This is a genomic window from Nonomuraea sp. NPDC049309 (assembly GCF_043196965.1).
GTDB classification, from domain to species: domain Bacteria; phylum Actinomycetota; class Actinomycetes; order Streptosporangiales; family Streptosporangiaceae; genus Nonomuraea; species Nonomuraea fastidiosa.
On sequence record NZ_JBICSH010000003.1, the window covers coordinates 312,794 to 326,905 of the forward strand.

At 72.9% G+C, this 14,112-nt stretch carries 16 protein-coding genes; 12 read left to right on the top strand and 4 right to left on the bottom strand.

From position 1 onward, the window contains the following. Window position 1: 1 nt before the first annotated feature. The 11 genes from ACGFIM_RS22180 to ACGFIM_RS22230 all read left to right on the top strand — a co-directional run bounded on the left by ACGFIM_RS22180 (window position 2) and on the right by ACGFIM_RS22230 (window position 9,752). Window positions 2-718 (top strand): hypothetical protein, encoded by a 717-nt coding sequence (locus tag ACGFIM_RS22180; protein WP_393203067.1) that lies wholly within the window; start codon window positions 2-4, stop codon window positions 716-718. Beyond that, window positions 715-2,010 carry a CpaF family protein gene (locus ACGFIM_RS22185; protein ID WP_393203069.1) on the top strand — a complete coding sequence of 432 codons (1,296 nt, stop codon included), beginning with the start codon at window positions 715-717 and terminating at the stop codon, window positions 2,008-2,010. Before ACGFIM_RS22180 ends, ACGFIM_RS22185 begins: the two co-directional genes overlap by 4 nt. A 2-nt stretch (window positions 2,011-2,012) precedes the next feature. Further along, complete coding sequence (locus ACGFIM_RS22190) at window positions 2,013-2,927, top strand: type II secretion system F family protein (RefSeq protein WP_393203071.1); 915 nt, start codon at window positions 2,013-2,015, stop codon at window positions 2,925-2,927. Next, a complete protein-coding gene (locus tag ACGFIM_RS22195) occupies window positions 2,914-3,840 on the top strand; it encodes a type II secretion system F family protein (protein ID WP_393203073.1) in 927 nt (308 codons plus the stop codon). The genes ACGFIM_RS22190 and ACGFIM_RS22195 overlap by 14 nt, the downstream gene beginning before the upstream one ends. Continuing rightward, window positions 3,840-4,076 (top strand): hypothetical protein, encoded by a 237-nt coding sequence (locus ACGFIM_RS22200; RefSeq protein WP_393203075.1) that lies wholly within the window; start codon window positions 3,840-3,842, stop codon window positions 4,074-4,076. The genes ACGFIM_RS22195 and ACGFIM_RS22200 overlap by 1 nt, the downstream gene beginning before the upstream one ends. Continuing rightward, on the top strand, window positions 4,073-4,504 hold the full coding sequence (locus tag ACGFIM_RS22205) for a TadE/TadG family type IV pilus assembly protein (RefSeq protein WP_393203077.1): 432 nt from the start codon (window positions 4,073-4,075) through the stop codon (window positions 4,502-4,504). Before ACGFIM_RS22200 ends, ACGFIM_RS22205 begins: the two co-directional genes overlap by 4 nt. Next, complete coding sequence (locus ACGFIM_RS22210; RefSeq protein WP_393203079.1) at window positions 4,501-4,908, top strand: TadE/TadG family type IV pilus assembly protein; 408 nt, start codon at window positions 4,501-4,503, stop codon at window positions 4,906-4,908. Before ACGFIM_RS22205 ends, ACGFIM_RS22210 begins: the two co-directional genes overlap by 4 nt. Continuing rightward, window positions 4,905-5,318, top strand: coding sequence for a flp pilus-assembly TadE/G-like family protein (locus ACGFIM_RS22215; RefSeq protein WP_393203081.1), 414 nt, complete (start codon window positions 4,905-4,907; stop codon window positions 5,316-5,318). Before ACGFIM_RS22210 ends, ACGFIM_RS22215 begins: the two co-directional genes overlap by 4 nt. A gap of 71 nt (window positions 5,319-5,389) precedes the next feature. Next, window positions 5,390-8,164: a BTAD domain-containing putative transcriptional regulator gene (locus tag ACGFIM_RS22220; protein WP_393203083.1), complete on the top strand. Its 2,775-nt coding sequence runs from the start codon at window positions 5,390-5,392 to the stop codon at window positions 8,162-8,164. Continuing rightward, on the top strand, window positions 8,161-8,823 hold the full coding sequence (locus ACGFIM_RS22225) for a hypothetical protein (RefSeq protein ID WP_393203085.1): 663 nt from the start codon (window positions 8,161-8,163) through the stop codon (window positions 8,821-8,823). The genes ACGFIM_RS22220 and ACGFIM_RS22225 overlap by 4 nt, the downstream gene beginning before the upstream one ends. Next, window positions 8,823-9,752 carry a hypothetical protein gene (locus ACGFIM_RS22230; protein ID WP_393203087.1) on the top strand — a complete coding sequence of 310 codons (930 nt, stop codon included), beginning with the start codon at window positions 8,823-8,825 and terminating at the stop codon, window positions 9,750-9,752. The genes ACGFIM_RS22225 and ACGFIM_RS22230 overlap by 1 nt, the downstream gene beginning before the upstream one ends. On the opposite strand, the gene ACGFIM_RS22235 is transcribed toward ACGFIM_RS22230, so the two are convergent. Further along, entirely contained in the window at window positions 9,742-10,176 is a 435-nt protein-coding gene (locus ACGFIM_RS22235; RefSeq protein WP_393203089.1) for a MarR family winged helix-turn-helix transcriptional regulator, read from the bottom strand. The genes ACGFIM_RS22230 and ACGFIM_RS22235 overlap by 11 nt on opposite strands. 245 nt (window positions 10,177-10,421) lie before the next feature. Between ACGFIM_RS22235 and ACGFIM_RS22240 the strand changes: the two genes are divergently transcribed. Next, window positions 10,422-10,964, top strand: coding sequence for an MFS transporter (locus tag ACGFIM_RS22240; protein ID WP_393203091.1), 543 nt, complete (start codon window positions 10,422-10,424; stop codon window positions 10,962-10,964). Window positions 10,965-11,590: 626 nt separating this feature from the next. Here the strand turns inward: ACGFIM_RS22240 and ACGFIM_RS22245 are convergent. Genes ACGFIM_RS22245 through ACGFIM_RS22255 form a run of 3 tightly spaced genes read right to left on the bottom strand, consistent with a single transcriptional unit; the run spans window position 11,591 to window position 14,112 of the window. Beyond that, window positions 11,591-12,130 carry a hypothetical protein gene (locus ACGFIM_RS22245; protein WP_393203093.1) on the bottom strand — a complete coding sequence of 180 codons (540 nt, stop codon included), beginning with the start codon at window positions 12,128-12,130 and terminating at the stop codon, window positions 11,591-11,593. Between the two features lie 12 nt (window positions 12,131-12,142). Next, window positions 12,143-12,655: a methylated-DNA--[protein]-cysteine S-methyltransferase gene (locus ACGFIM_RS22250; protein ID WP_393203095.1), complete on the bottom strand. Its 513-nt coding sequence runs from the start codon at window positions 12,653-12,655 to the stop codon at window positions 12,143-12,145. Then, window positions 12,652-14,112: an AlkA N-terminal domain-containing protein gene (locus tag ACGFIM_RS22255; protein WP_393203097.1), complete on the bottom strand. Its 1,461-nt coding sequence runs from the start codon at window positions 14,110-14,112 to the stop codon at window positions 12,652-12,654. The genes ACGFIM_RS22250 and ACGFIM_RS22255 overlap by 4 nt, the downstream gene beginning before the upstream one ends.

Sequence of the window (14,112 nt, forward strand, 5' to 3'; positions counted from 1 at the left end):
CGTGGGGCTCATCGTTCTGGCCGCCGACAAGGGCGCGCCGGGGGTGACCACCGCCGCCACGGCACTGGCGGCGGTATGGCCGCGCCCGGTGCTGCTCGCCGAATGCGACCCCGCGGGCGGCGACCTCGCCTACCGGCTGCCCGCCGCCGGCGGCGGCGTGCTGAACCCTGCCAAGGGGCTGCTCAGCCTCGGCGCCACCGCGCGGCGCGGGCTGGTGCCGGCGCAGATCCAGCAGCACACCCAGAAGATCGTCGGCGGTCTGGACGTGCTCGTCGGGCTCGGCCACGGCGAGCAGGCGGCCGGGCTCACCTGGCTGTGGGGACCGCTCGGCAGGGCGCTTGCCGCCATACCGGGCGCCGACGTCATCGCCGACTGCGGCCGCCTGGGCGCGTACCCGCAGATCGGCGACCTGATGGCCGAGGCCGAGCAGGTCGTGCTGTTCACCAGGGCCACTCTCGACCACGTCGCCCACCTGCGCGAGCGGCTGCAGATCACCAAGGCGCACGGCGTCGTCGTGATCGCCGACCCGCGCAACTACCGGGGCTCGATCGAGGACGTCCGCAGGATCGTCGGCCCCACCGTCCAGTTCGTGCACGGCCTCGCCCACGACCCCAAGGGCGCCGAGCTGCTGCGCGGCCAGTGGGGCGGGCGGCTCGACCGCTCGCTCCTCATCCGTACGGCCCGCGACCTCGCGGCGAAGCTGGTGAGCCACCGATGATCGACCACTCGCTCGTCAAGCGTTTCCGCCAGGAGGTCGGCGACCGCCTGGCGCACCAGCGCCGGCTCGACCAGGCCAACGGGCTGCCCCCGATGACCGGCGAGGACGAGCGCCAGTTCGCCAGGGCGCTCATCTCGCAGGTGCTGGAGGAGCACGCCCGCAACGAGATCGGCTCAGGACGCACCCCGCCCACCGTGGAGGAGGAAGAGGCGCTGGCGGCCGGCATCCACGCCGCGCTGTTCGGCGTGGGCCGGCTCCAGCCGCTGCTCGACGACCCCCAGGTGGAGAACATCGACATCAACGGCTGCGACAAGGTCTTCGTCAGCTACGCCGACGGCCAGGAGCTGATGCACGACCCGGTCGCCGACTCCGACGAGGAGCTCATCGAGCTGATCCAGATCCTCGCGGCGTACTCGGGGCTGTCGAGCCGGCCGTTCGACACCGCCAACCCCCAGCTCGACCTGCGGCTGCCCGACGGCTCCCGGCTCAGCGCGGTCATGGACGTCACGGTCAGGCCCGCGATCTCGATCCGCCGCGCCCGCCTCGGCAAGGTCTTCCTGTCCGACCTCGTCGGCAACGGCACTCTGAGCCCGGACGTGGGGCGCTTCCTCTCGGCGGCCGTCGCCGCCCGCAAGAACATCATGATCGCCGGCTCCACGAACGCGGGGAAGACCACGCTGCTGCGCGCCCTGGCCAACGAGATCCCCCCGAACGAGCGCCTCATCACCGTCGAGCGCGCCCTGGAGCTCGGCCTCGACCAGTTCCCCGAGCTGCATCCCAACGTCGTCGCCTTCGAGCAGCGCCTGCCCAACTCCGAGGGCCAGGGCGAGATCTCCATGGCCGAGCTGGTACGCCGCTCGCTGCGCATGAACCCCAGCCGCGTCATCGTCGGCGAGGTCCTCGGCGACGAGATCGTCACCATGCTCAACGCGATGACCCAGGGCAACGACGGCTCCCTGTCGACCATCCACGCGAACTCCAGCATGGAGGTCTTCAACCGCATCGCCACGTACGCGCTGCAGGCCTCGGAGCGTCTGCCGATCGACGCCACCCACATGCTCATCGCGGGCGCCATCGACTTCGTGGTCTTCATCGAAAAGCGCAACGACTACCACCGCGGCGGCAGGCTGCGCCGCTACGTCTCCAGCATCCGCGAGGTCAACGGCTGCGACGGGCGCGTGCTGTCCAGCGAGGTCTTCGTGCCGGGGCCGGACGGCGGCGCCGTCCCGCACGCGCCGGTGTCCTGCCTGGAAGAGCTGATGGCGCACGGCTACCACCCGGGGGGCTGGTGAGCATGCCGTTCACGATCGATCCGCTGGCGCTGCTCGCCGGCGCCGTGGCGGGCGGCGGGGTGTTCCTGTTCATCGTCGCCCTGTACGGCGTGCGCCCCCGCCCGTCCCAGCCCAAGCGCCACATGGTCAAGATGCTGACCACCCGCGCCGCCGTGGCCGCCGTCGCCGCCGCGCTCGTCCTGGTCGTCACCCGGTGGCCGGTCGCCGCCGTCGGCACGGTGCTGCTCGTCTTCGCCTGGCGCGGCCTGGCCGGCGGCGCCGCGGAGGAGCGCGCCGCCATGCGCCGCCTGGAAGGGCTGGCCGCCTGGACCGAGTCGCTGCGCGACACCATCGCCGGCGCCGCCGGGCTCGAACAGGCCATCCCGTCGTCCATCAGGGCCGCCGCGCCCTCGCTCAGAGCGCCGCTACGGGCCCTCATCGACCGGCTGCACACGAGGATGGCGCTGCCCGAGGCGCTGGCCCGCTTCGCCGACGACCTCGACGACCCCTCGGCCGACCTCGTCGTGGCCGCGCTCATCCTCAACTCCAAGCTGCGCGGCCCCGGCCTGCGCGACGTGCTCAGCGCGCTGGCCGTCTCGGCCCGCGAGGAGCTCGACATGCGCCGCCGCGTCGAGGCCGAGCGCCGCTCCACCCGGCGCAGCGTGCAGATCGTGGTGATCACCGCGCTGGTCTTCGCCGGGCTGCTCGTGGTCTTCAACCCCGACTACGTCAAGGAGTACGGAAGCGCCCTCGGCCAGGCCGTGCTGGTGGTCGTGGCCGGGCTGTTCGGCGCCGGGTTCATGTGGATGCGGCGACTGGCCAGGTTCGACAAGCCCACCCGCCTGCTGATGGGCGGCGCGGCGGCGGACCAGCGGAACGGCGCCCCGGCTGCGGCGCCGGCCGGAGCCGCAGGAGGAGGAGGTGGTGGCCGTGGTTGAGGGCGCGCTCGCCGGAGCGGTGCTCGGGCTCGGCCTGTTCGTGCTGTTCAGGGCGCTCTTCCCGGCCCGGCCTGGCCTGGTGGCGCGGCTGCTCGCGCTGGACGCCGTACGCGAGGAGTCCGGCGCCCCGCGCATCCAGCTCGCGCTGCCCGACGAGGAGGTCAGCGCGTTCCGCCGGGGGCTCGGGGCCCGGCTGGCCGCCCTGTACGCCGCCCGCGGCTGGGAGGTCAGGTCGGTCAAGGCCGACCTGGCGCTGCTCGGCCGCTCGTGGGAGGCGTTCCTCGCCACCAAGGCGCTGCTGGCCGCCAGCGGGCTGCTCGCGTTCCCGCTGCTGCTCGGCTGGCTCGTGCTCATGGGGTGGGGAGCCGATCCGGCCATCCCGTTCTGGGCCGCGCTGCTTGCGGCCGTGGTCTTCTTCTTCCTGCCCGATCTGCAGGTGAAGCGGGACGCGGCGGCCAAGCGGCGCGACTTCCGCCACGTCGTGGGAGCGTTCCTCGACCTCGTGGCCATGAACCTGGCCGGCGGCCGCGGCGTCCCCGAGGCGCTGATGATGGCCGTCTCGGTCAGCGGCGAGCAGCCCAACTGGGCGATGGGCCGCATCCGCGACGCCCTCAGCGGGGCGCGGATCGTCGGCATCACGCCGTGGCAGGCGCTCGGGCAGCTCGGCGAGGAGATCAACGTCGACGAGCTGCGCGACCTGTCGGCGGCGCTCGGCCTGGTCGCCGACGACGGCGCGAAGGTGCGCGCCTCGCTCACGGCCAGGGCAGCCACCCTGCGCCGCCGCGAGCTCGCCGAGATCGAGGGCCGGGCGGGCGAACGCTCGCAGTCGATGCTCGTGGCCCAGCTCCTGCTCTGCGCAGGTTTCGTGATCTTCCTCAGTTTTCCCGCCGCTATGAAGATGTTGGGGGTCTGATGCGCGACCATCCGTGGATCGTCTATCTCACCGCGTACCTCGGCGTGCGCGTTCACCGTGCCCGCACCGCGCCCACCCGCGGCGCCTCCGCCGTCGAATGGGTGATCATCACCGCGATCATCGCCGGCGTCGCGCTCGGCCTGGCCGCCCTGATCAGGACGCTGGTGCAGAACCAGCAGGCCCAGATCGAGCAGAGCTTCGGCGGTGGCGGCGGCGGAGGTGACGACGCCCCGTGAGAGCCCGGCCGCGACGCGGTGAGCGCGGCGCGACGGTGATCGAGCTGGCCATGCTCATGCCGGTCATCCTCGCGACCGTGCTGCTCATCGTGCAGGTCGCCCTGTGGTTCCACGCCCGTCAGGTCGCCGAGGCGGCGGCCAGGGAGGGAGCCCGCGTGGCCAGGGCGGCGCCGTTCGACTCCGGCGACTGGGAGGGCGCGGCCACCGGCAAGGCCACCGAGATCATCCGTACGGTCGGGCCCAGCCTGCTGCGCGAGGCCACGGCCACGACCTCCGAGAAGGAGCCCGACGAGCGGTTCGTCACCGTGACCGGCAGCGCCGTCCAGGTGATCCCGCTGCTGCCGGAGCTGGCCTTCACGATCACCGCCACCTCCGGCGGGCCCGTGGAGTGCTTCCGCCCCGACAACGGCGGCGAGGACTGCCGATGACCGCCGCCCGGGCCGGGACCGCCGAGCGCGGCTCGATGGCGGTGGAGACCGTCATGCTCGCCCCGGTCTTCCTGCTGTTCCTCATGTTCCTGGCCGGCGCGGGAGTGCTGGTCGAGGCGCAAGGCCGGGTCAACGGGGCGGCGCGCGACGCCGCCAGGGCCGCGTCCGTGCAGCGCACGTTCGACGACGCGGAATCCGCCGCCGAGGCGATACTCGCCGGCGTGCTCGGCGACCGCTGCCGATCCTCCGCCGTCTCGCTCGACGGCTCGCAGTGGGAGCAGGGCGGGCACGTCCAGGCCGAGGTGACGTGCGAGCTGGACCTCGCCTTCCTCGGCTTCGGCGGCACCAAGCGGCTCACGGGCACCGCCGTGGTGCCACTCGAGCAGTTCAGGAGGGTCGAGTGAAGCGGGGAGAGCGCGGCTCCATGTCGGTGTTCACCGTGCTGTTCTCCGTCGTCGTGTTCCTGCTCGCCGGGCTGCTGGTGGACGGCGGCTCGGCGATCAACGCCCGGCTGCGCGCCGCCGACGTGGCCGAGCAGGCCGCGCGGGGCGCCGCCGACCAGCTCGACGTCGACCACCTCAGGCAGACCGGCGAGACCCGGCTGCTCGGCGAGGACCAGGTGTGCGCGCGGGCCGAGGAGATCGTCGCCGCTCAGGGCGCCGACGACGTCCGCTTTGGCGCGTGCACCGTCGATGGCCAGGCACAGGTGACGGTCACCGTGACGGCCCGGTGGGAGGCGTTCTTCCTCGGCGCGATCGGCTTCTCCGGCGCCGAGATGACCGGCGAGGCCGGCGCCGCGCCCGAAGCGAGATAGACCGAAACCCGCCGGTCGATGGATGCGGGGACGTCACAGGCACGACCCTGAACCCGGGGAAAGGAGAGGCGATGCCGACGCGAGAGCCTGCGCGTCACCACGGACGGCGTGTCCCGGCCCGCGCAGCCACGCGCGCCAGGGGCAGGCGCAGCGCCGGTGACGTGCTGACCGGCCTCGCCGCGCTGGTCGTGCTGGTGGGGCTGGTGGGCGGCGTGCCGTACGCGCTGCTCACCTTCGTCGGGCCGCCGATCAGGCCCGAGCTGCTCGACCTCGACGTGCTGACCGGCAGCGTCGGCCCGAGCACGATCATCGCGGTGCTGGTGCTGCTGGTCTGGCTGGCCTGGTTCCAGCTCTTCGTGTGCGTGGTCGTCGAGGTGTACGCCGGGGTCCGCAGGGTCGGCATGCCCGCCAGGGTCCCGCTCTCCGGCGGCACCCAGTTCATCGCCAACAAGCTCGTCTCCGCCGCGCTGCTGCTGTTCACGGCGGGCGCGATGGTGGTGCCGCTGGTCAAGCCGTCGCCCACCCCGGCCGCGCCGCCGGTGACGGCGGTCGCGTACTCGGCGCCGCTGGTCGAGCAGACGCTGGAGACCCCCAAGACCAAGAAGGTGTACGTGGTGCAGCCGCCGCTCGGCCGCCATCACGAGAGCCTGTGGGAGATCGCGGAGAAGTGCCTGGGCGACGGCCGCCGCTACCACGAGATCTACCGGCTCAACGAGTCGAAGGTGCAGCCCGACGGCTCCCGGCTGAAGATCGCCGACCTGATCAGGCCCGGCTGGGTGCTCGACATGCCGGACGACGCGCGCAACGTGCACATCGTCCCCGCCGACCAGCCGCGCGAGCAGACGCTGCGCGAGCATCCCGGCCGCGCGGCGGTGCCGAAGGGCAAGCACGTCAAGCCCGGCGCTCAGGAGCAGCGTCAGGACCGGCAGGAGCGGCCGGGCCGGCAGGACCAGCGCCAGGATCAGCGTCAGGATCAGGGCCAGGAACGCCAGGACCGGCAGGAGCAGCGCCAGGATCGGCAGGAGCAGCAGCCGGTCATCCAGGAGCGTCATGACGGCGAGCTGATCGACTACCTCGCCGCCGCCTCCCTGGCCGCCGCGGGCCTGCTGTTCGTGCTCGCGGGCAGGCGCCGCGAACAGCTCTGGCGGCGGGTGTTCGGCCGCCGCATCGCCCGCCCCCACGACGACGCCGCGCAGGCCGAGGTCGCGCTGCGGATCGGCAGCGACGCGCCCGGCGCCCGCGTCCTGGACGTCGGGCTGCGCATGCTGGGCGCCGAGCTGGCCGCGCGCCGCCGCACCCCGCCCACCGTGTACGGCGCCCACCTGTCGCCCCGCAACCTCGACCTGTGGATCCACCCGCCGGACCCGGACCCGCCCGCGCCGTGGACGGCCGTGGACGGCGGCCAGGTCTGGCGGCTGCCCGCGCACGAGGGCCGCCTGCTGCCCGACCCGGTGGACAGGTCGCAGGCGGGCGGCGCACCGTACCCGGGCCTGGTGTCGATCGGCACCGACGCCGGCGGGCGCGTGCTCATCGACCTGGAGGCCGCGCAGGGCCTGATCAACGTGCGCGGCGCGCAGACCACCGCCGCGCTCGCCGCGCTCGCCGTCGAGCTGGCCACCAACCGCTGGTCCGACCGAATGCGCATCACGCTCGTCGGCTTCGGCGAGGAGCTGACCGCGATCGCGCCCGACCGGATCAGGGCGGTCGGCAGCCTCGCCGAGGTGCTGCCCGAGCTGGAGGCCGGCGCCGCGCCGCGCAGGGAGGTGCTGACCGGGCGCATCACCGGCAGCCCGCGCCGCGCCCACTACCTGCTGTCGGCGGTGGCGCCCACCCACGAGGAGGCGCGCAGGCTGGCACTGCTGGCCCGCCGCGACACCGCGGGCTACGTGGTGGCGGGCGACGTGCCGCACGCCACCTGGACGCTGGAGATCGGCGACGACGGCCGGGCGAGGATCGCCGAGCTGGGCTTCGAGGTGAAGGCCCAGCTCCTGCCGCGCCGCCACTACCGCGCCCTGATCGACCTGTTCCGCACCGCCGACCGCCTCGACGGCGAGCCCGTCAGCGAGCCCGAGCCGCTGGACGCGCTCCAGCAGCCCGAGATCGAGGTGCGGATACTCGGCCCCATCGAGATCGCCGGCCTGCCCCCGCTGGAGGAGGGCCGCATGGGGCTGGCCGCCGAACTGCTGGTCTACCTGGCCACGCACGTCGGCGGCGTGCATCCGGTGGTGCTCGGCGGTGTCCTGTGGCCGCGCGGCGTGCAGGACATCGTCAGGGACGCCACCATCGCCAGGGTCGCGGAATGGCTCGGTCCCGAGCATCTGCGCACCGACGCCGCCGGGCGGCTCAGCCTGGGGCCGGGGGTGCGTACGGACTGGGCGCTCTTCCGCGAGCTGGTACGCCGCGCGCAGGGCGACCCCACGACCGGCGCCGTGCTGCTGGAGAAGGCGCTCAGCCTGGTCAGAGGCCCGCTGCTGGCCGGCCGCCGCCCCGGCGGCTACGCCTGGCTGGCCGCCGACGACCTGGAGTACGACGTCACGGCCGCGGTCGCCGACGCCGCGCACCAGCTGTGCGAGATCCGGCTCGCCCAGGGACGGCCGGACGCGGCGGTGTCCGCCGTACGCGCGGCGCTGCTGCTCGCGCCCGACGACGAGAGCCTCTGGCGCGACCTGCTGCGGGCCACGCACGCCACCGAGGACATCGTGCGCCTGCGCGCCGTCGTCGAGGGCCTGACGCGCAGGGCGGCATCCCACCCCTACGGCGGCGGGATGGCGCCCGAGACAGAGGCACTGATCGAAGAGCTGCTGCCCACGTGGCGCATGCATGTGGTGAGGGAGTCATCTGCATGAGACGTACGGCGATAGTGCTCGCCTTAACGCTCGCGGCCGGGTGCGCCGCGGCGGATCCCCCGTACCGGCCCCAGGAGGCCGCGCCGCCCGCACCCGAGCGGAGTCCCGCGGCCACGGAGCCGGAGTCCGATCCGCCGCAATCGGAACCGGCGGAGAGCAAGGAACCCGGGAACACGGCGACCCCGGCGTCCGTCCCGACCGGCACGCAGACGGTCAACGTCGGCGACGGCCTGCGGATCAGGATCGACTGGCCGCCCAAGCCCGACCCGCTGCACAAGGTCATGGTCGACTTCTACGTCGGCGTCCGCAGGGCCATCGCGGAGGGCAAGTCCGGTTACGGCGAGAACATGGAGTTCGAGGCGGAGGAGCGCATCAGCCAGTGGATCCGCGCCTTCACCGATGAGGGCGAGACGATCCGCGGCACCGCGCGCCTGTACGACGTGGAGGTCGCCGCCGTCTTCGACGGCAAGGGCGCCCAGGTCAACGCCTGCGTCGACGAGTCGGACGTCACGGTGGTCTCCGCCAGGACCGGCAAGCCCATCGCGCGCCAGCCGACCTGGATGCGCAAGCCGTACACCGAGACCGTGCTCGCGCACCGCTCCGGCGACGGGGTGTGGCGCATCAGGAGCTCGCAGACGGGCGGGGGGCGGTGTGCCTGATGAAGACGCTGATCTCCGCGCTGATGGCGGGCGTCCTGGTGACCGGCTTCCAGGCGCCTCCGGATGGCCGTGACCGGCCCGACGTGGACGTCCGGGGCGGTGGCCAGGGGCGCACCAGGTTCGTCGACCTCTCCACGGACACCATCAAGATCTCCGGATCCAAGGGCGGCGAGGGCGACGGCTTCCGGATCAAGCGGCCCTGCTGGTACGAGCCGGCCGCGAACGCCGAGGACATGTTCCGGCAGATCTCCGACCCGCGCGGCAACAGGACGCGGGCCGACACCGACGGCTTCCGCGAGTTCATCCAGCCGTTCAAGGACAAGCTGGGCCAGGAAGGGCTGTGGTGGGTGCCCGCCTACAACAAGGCCGACCCCAACGGCGCGGCCTGCTGGGCCAGCCTCGAACGCTTCATCTTCGTCCCGCCGAACACCACCCCGCCGTCGGGCATCACGGTCGAGCAGCTCGCCGAGATCGCGCGGGCCGCGATCACCGTGCCCAAGGGCACGATCAAGCTGAGCCCCGACGCCAAGAGCTACGTCAACCTGCCCACCTGGGTGTGGCTCGAAGGCATCGGCGAGCCGCGCCGCACCGTCACGGCGTCCATCCCGGGCGTCATGAGCGTGACCCTCGTCGCCACGCTGAAGGAGATCAAGATCGACCCGGGCACGTCGAACGATCGCGCCGAGGTGACCGAGACGGGCTGCGGTGCCTCGGGCACGCCGTTCACGCAGGGCGGCGAGTTCTCGTGCGGCGTGCGCTACCTGCGCTCGTCGGTCGATCAGCCGGGCGAGAAGTACACGCTGACGGTCTCCACCGTGTGGCCGGTGGAGGTGGCGGGCAACACGGTGCCGGTGCAGTTCGAGCCCGTCGAGGTCAGCACCAGCCGGGACGTCCCGGTCGGCGAGATCCAGAGCAACGTCAAGCCCTGATCACCGCGACGAGCGGGGCGAGCTCGGGCAGCTCGGCGGCCTCGTCGAGCACTTCCTTCAGCACCGCGTCGTGCGTGGGGCGCGCCTGGCCGAGCAGGTCGAAGCCGGCCTGCGTCACCTCGGAGTAGATGCCGCGCCGGTCGTCCTCGCACAGGTAGCGCCGTAGCAGCTCGCGCTTCTCCAAGCGCGTCACCAGCCGGGTCGTGGCGCTCTGGCTGAGCACCACGGCCCTGGCGAGCTGCTGCATGCGCATGTGCCGGCCGTCCTGCCTGGCCAGGACGTCCAGCACGGTGTACTCGCTCACGCTGAGGCCGTGGCTCTTCTGAAGCGCCTTCTCCAGCCGTTCTTCGATGGTGGCGTGCAGCGCCGCGAGCGTGCGCCAGCCCTGGGCGCGCGCCTCCACGGCGTCATCGGCGAGGGTCACGCGACCGTCTCCTCGGCAGGCTTGCATGGTCAGCTAGTCGGCATGCGCAAATAATGCGTACGCTCACTAATGCCTTCTGAGGAGTATTGTATGCCGCTCGCCCTGTTCGCCCTTGCGATCAGCGCCTTTGGCATCGGCACCACCGAGTTCATCATCAACGGGGTTCATCATCAACGGGCTGCTGCCCGACGTGTGCCCGACGTGGCGTCCGGCTTCGGGGTGACATCCCGGCCGCTGGGCTGCTCGTGTCCGGCTACGCCCTCGGCGGGCCGCCGCCGACCACGCTCGGCGCGCGGCTGTCGCGCAAGACGATGCTGCTGTCGTTGATGGTGCTGTTCATCGTCGGGAACGCGCTATCGGCGCTGGCGCCCACGTACGTGGTGCTCATGGCCGGCCGGTTCCTGTCGGCCTACGCGCACGGCGCGTACTTCGGCGTCGGCTCGGTCGTGGCCGCCGGCCTGGTGGAGCCGCGCGAGCGGGCCGGCGCCATCGCCCTGATGTTCACCGGCCTCACGCCCGCGAACGTCGTGGGCGTGCCGCTCGGCACGTGGATCGGCCAGTCGTACGGCCGGCGGGCCACGTTCTGGGTCGTGGTGGCGATCGGCGTGGCCGGGCTGGCCGGCGTGCTCACACTCGTGCCGCGCCGCCCGCGCCCCGACGGGGGAGTGCTGCGCGAGCCGGCGACGTTCCGCTCCGGCGGCGTCTGGCCGGCGCTCGCGATGACCGTCTTCGGCTTCGCCCCCGTCTTCGCCGCCGGCCTCCTATCCCGCCGCCTAGCCTCCGCCTGACCGCCGCCGGTGAGCCGACGGCTCCGCCTGACCGCCGCCGGTGAGCCGACGCCTGGGCCGCCTCGAATGCGAGCACCACCGCGACCACCCCAACTGCCTCCAACCGCCCCCTGCCGCCACCCGCCGCCGCCGACCGGCCCACCGCCCCGGATCGGCGCCCGGCACCGTCGCCCGGCTCCACCGTCCCCGATCGGCGTCCGCCGCCGTTGACCGGCGTCACCGCCTCGGATCGGCGTCCGTTGTCAACTGGTGTCATCGTTCCCGTGTGGCGCGCGGCCGAGCGGCGTCCGGCGCCGTCAACCGGCCCCTGCTGCCCTCGACCGGCCGCCTCGGATCGGCGTCCACCGCTGCCGACCGGTGTCACCCCCACAACGGCGTCCGGCGCCGTCAGCGGGTGTTCCGCGGCCGCTCCCCGCAGATGAGGGCGGCGGCGCGGGTCGCTCCGAGCCGAGTGACGGCACTGCCGAAGCCGACGTCGCCGGGCCGCGTCGTCGACTGGGGCGACCGCTTTGTGCAGGCCACAGGCCGTCGCAGGCCGCTCCGAGCCGAGCAGCGCAGCTGCTGTTCGCCGCCGTACCCTGACCGGTCCCGGGCCTGGGACATCCACGCCCCGGCCTGAGACTGCCTCAGTCGAAAAGTTCGGCCGCGTTGTGGATTTTGAGTGCTTTGTTGAGCCAGTTGTCGAGGGTGTCCTGGTCGGTGCAGGAGCGGATGCGTTGTTCGGCTTCGTGGGGGAGGTCGATTCCGCGTTGGTGGAGCACGCTGAGGAGGGCTTCGGCCTTGCCGACGGCCTCGCCTTCCGCCCTTCCCTCCTCCTTGCCCATGGTTTTGCCTAGTTCTACCCATTCGCGGACATAGGGGTGGTCGATAACGTCCTTGGCGGATACCACCACGCCGGCCTCCTTGAATAGTTGGGCGAAGTCGAACTCGGGGAGCAGCATGAATACCAGCTCAGCATAGCTCGGCTGGTCTTTCGGGCGCCTGGCTGTGGCATGGGCGAAGGTTCTGAGTACCTCCATCCCGTCGGGCGTGTCAGGGTTGCCGTACACGATGGTCGAGAGCGCGGTGAGTTCTGGATCGGTGAGCGCTCGGTCGATATCCGTGATTTTGGGGATGTTCGACGGGCCTGCGACGACGGGTTTCAGGATCCAGCCGGGGTGGCCCATGTGACCTCGCGTTTACGTTCGATCGGCGATGGCTCCACGTTCGTGAGCAAGAAGCCATTCTTTTACCGAAACGCCGTAGAGGTATCCGCCATATCCTCCGGTGCTGGGCAAAATCCGATGGCACGGTACGAACGGCGCGATCAGGTTCTGGGCGCAGGCCGAGCCCGCCGCGCGGGCGGCGGTGCGCGGCAGGCCCGCGCGTTCGGCCAGTTCGGCGTACGTGACGGTGGTCCCGGCCTTGACCTCCCGCAGTGCCGCGTGCAGCCGCTTACGGGTGGGCGTGCCGGGCTGCCAGACCGGTACGCCGTCCAGCGCGTCCAGCTCCCCGGCGAGGTACGCCTGGGCGGCCTCGGCGGGCGCCCCGAGGTCGTCCACGATCTCCAGGCCCTCGGCCTGCAGGGCGGGCGTGAGCCGGGCGAACATGTCCTTGGGCTCGGCGGTGAAGCCGGCCGCGACGAGCACGCCTTCGCGGGCGAGCAGCGCCAGCGGCCCCACCGGCGAGGGTACGAGCTGTGCAGCGATCATGATGAGCTCCAGAGATGCAGTGCGGCGTACGCCCGCCACGGGCGCCACCGTTCGATGTGGTCGTCGGGAATGCCGAGCGCGGCCATGCGCTTGATGAGCACCAGGTCGCCCGTGGGCCAGGCGTCGGGGTCGCGCAGCGCGCGCAGCGCGATGTAGCCGGCGGTCCACGGCCCGATGCCGCGCACCTCCAGCAGCTCCGCCACGGCCTCGCCGGGGTCCTGCCCGCCGTCGAGGTCGAGCCGCCCGCCGGCGATCCGGGCGGCCAGGTCCTTGAGCGTGCCGATGCGGCGGCCCGTCAGGCCGAGCCCGCTCAGGTCCGCCTCCAGAAGCCGGGCGGGAGTGGGGAAGAGGCCGCCGGGCGCGCCGGCCCTGGCCACGATGCGGCCGAGCAGCGTACGTGCGCCCGCCACCGAGATCTGCTGCCCCACGACCGCGCGCACGGCCAGCTCGAACCCGTCGAACGTGCCCGGCACCCGCAGCCCGGGCCGCGCCGCGACCAGCGGGGCGAGCGAGGTGCCGCCGAGGACGTCGGCGATGGCCTGCGGGTCGGCGTCGAGGTCGAGCAGGCGGCGGCAGCGGGCGACGATCCTGGCGAGCTGCCGGGTGTCCTCGACGGCCACGTCCAGCGCGATGTGGCCGGGGCGCGGGGTGAGGGTGATCGTCCCACCCGGTACGGCCCTGCGGTACGACGTCCGGTCCGCGACCTCGAGCCCCGGTATGGCGCGTGCGGCGAGGAATGAGAAGACGCCGTCCGCGTCGTACGGCTCCCGCCGGTGCAGCCGCAGCCGGAGCGGAGCGCCTGCTTGGGCGGCAGGCGCCGGATCGCAGGCGCCGGTTGCCGAAGCGGGGGCGTGCGCGGTGCAGGTCCGGGCGGCGGCGGGGCGCGGTCCGGCGGTGGCGCGGAGCTCGCTGGGCGTGAAGCCGTACGTCTCCCGCATGGTCGCGTTGAACTGCCGCACGCTGCCGAACCCGGCCGCGAACGCCACCTCCGTGATCGGCAGCGACGTCTCCGTCAGCAGCTGCTTGGCCAGCAGTAGCCGCTTGGTGCGCACCACCGCGAGCGGGCCGACGCCGAGCTCGGCGACGAACAGCCGGTGCAGGTGGCGTTCGGTGATGTGCAGCCGCCGGGCCAGCCCGCCCACGCCCTGCTCGTCGGCGGCGCCGTCGTCGATCAGCCGCAGCGCGCGCCCGACCAGGTCGCCGCGCAGGTCCCAGCCGGGGTCGCCGGGCGACAGTTCGGGCCGGCAGCGCTTGCACGGCCGGAACCCGGCGGCCTCGGCCGAGGCCGCGTGCCGGTAGAAGCGCACGTTGCGCCACGACGGCGTACGAGCCGGGCAGATCGGACGGCAGTAGATGCGCGTGGTCGTCACCGCCGTGTAGAAACGGCCGTCGAACCGGGGGTCCCTGGCGGAGACGGCCCGGTAACAGGAGTCGAAGTCGAGCTCTTGGAGGGCCAT

Coding starts and splice junctions, on each gene's coding strand:
- ACGFIM_RS22185 (WP_393203069.1), top strand. CDS start 715: ATGATCGACCACTCGCTCGTCAAGCGTTTCCGCCAGGAGGTCGGCGAC.
- ACGFIM_RS22190 (WP_393203071.1), top strand. CDS start 2,013: ATGCCGTTCACGATCGATCCGCTGGCGCTGCTCGCCGGCGCCGTGGCG.
- ACGFIM_RS22200 (WP_393203075.1), top strand. CDS start 3,840: ATGCGCGACCATCCGTGGATCGTCTATCTCACCGCGTACCTCGGCGTG.
- ACGFIM_RS22210 (WP_393203079.1), top strand. CDS start 4,501: ATGACCGCCGCCCGGGCCGGGACCGCCGAGCGCGGCTCGATGGCGGTG.
- ACGFIM_RS22220 (WP_393203083.1), top strand. CDS start 5,390: ATGCCGACGCGAGAGCCTGCGCGTCACCACGGACGGCGTGTCCCGGCC.
- ACGFIM_RS22225 (WP_393203085.1), top strand. CDS start 8,161: ATGAGACGTACGGCGATAGTGCTCGCCTTAACGCTCGCGGCCGGGTGC.
- ACGFIM_RS22230 (WP_393203087.1), top strand. CDS start 8,823: ATGAAGACGCTGATCTCCGCGCTGATGGCGGGCGTCCTGGTGACCGGC.
- ACGFIM_RS22245 (WP_393203093.1), bottom strand. CDS start 12,130: ATGGGCCACCCCGGCTGGATCCTGAAACCCGTCGTCGCAGGCCCGTCG.
- ACGFIM_RS22250 (WP_393203095.1), bottom strand. CDS start 12,655: ATGATCGCTGCACAGCTCGTACCCTCGCCGGTGGGGCCGCTGGCGCTG.
- ACGFIM_RS22255 (WP_393203097.1), bottom strand. CDS start 14,112: ATGGCCCTCCAAGAGCTCGACTTCGACTCCTGTTACCGGGCCGTCTCC.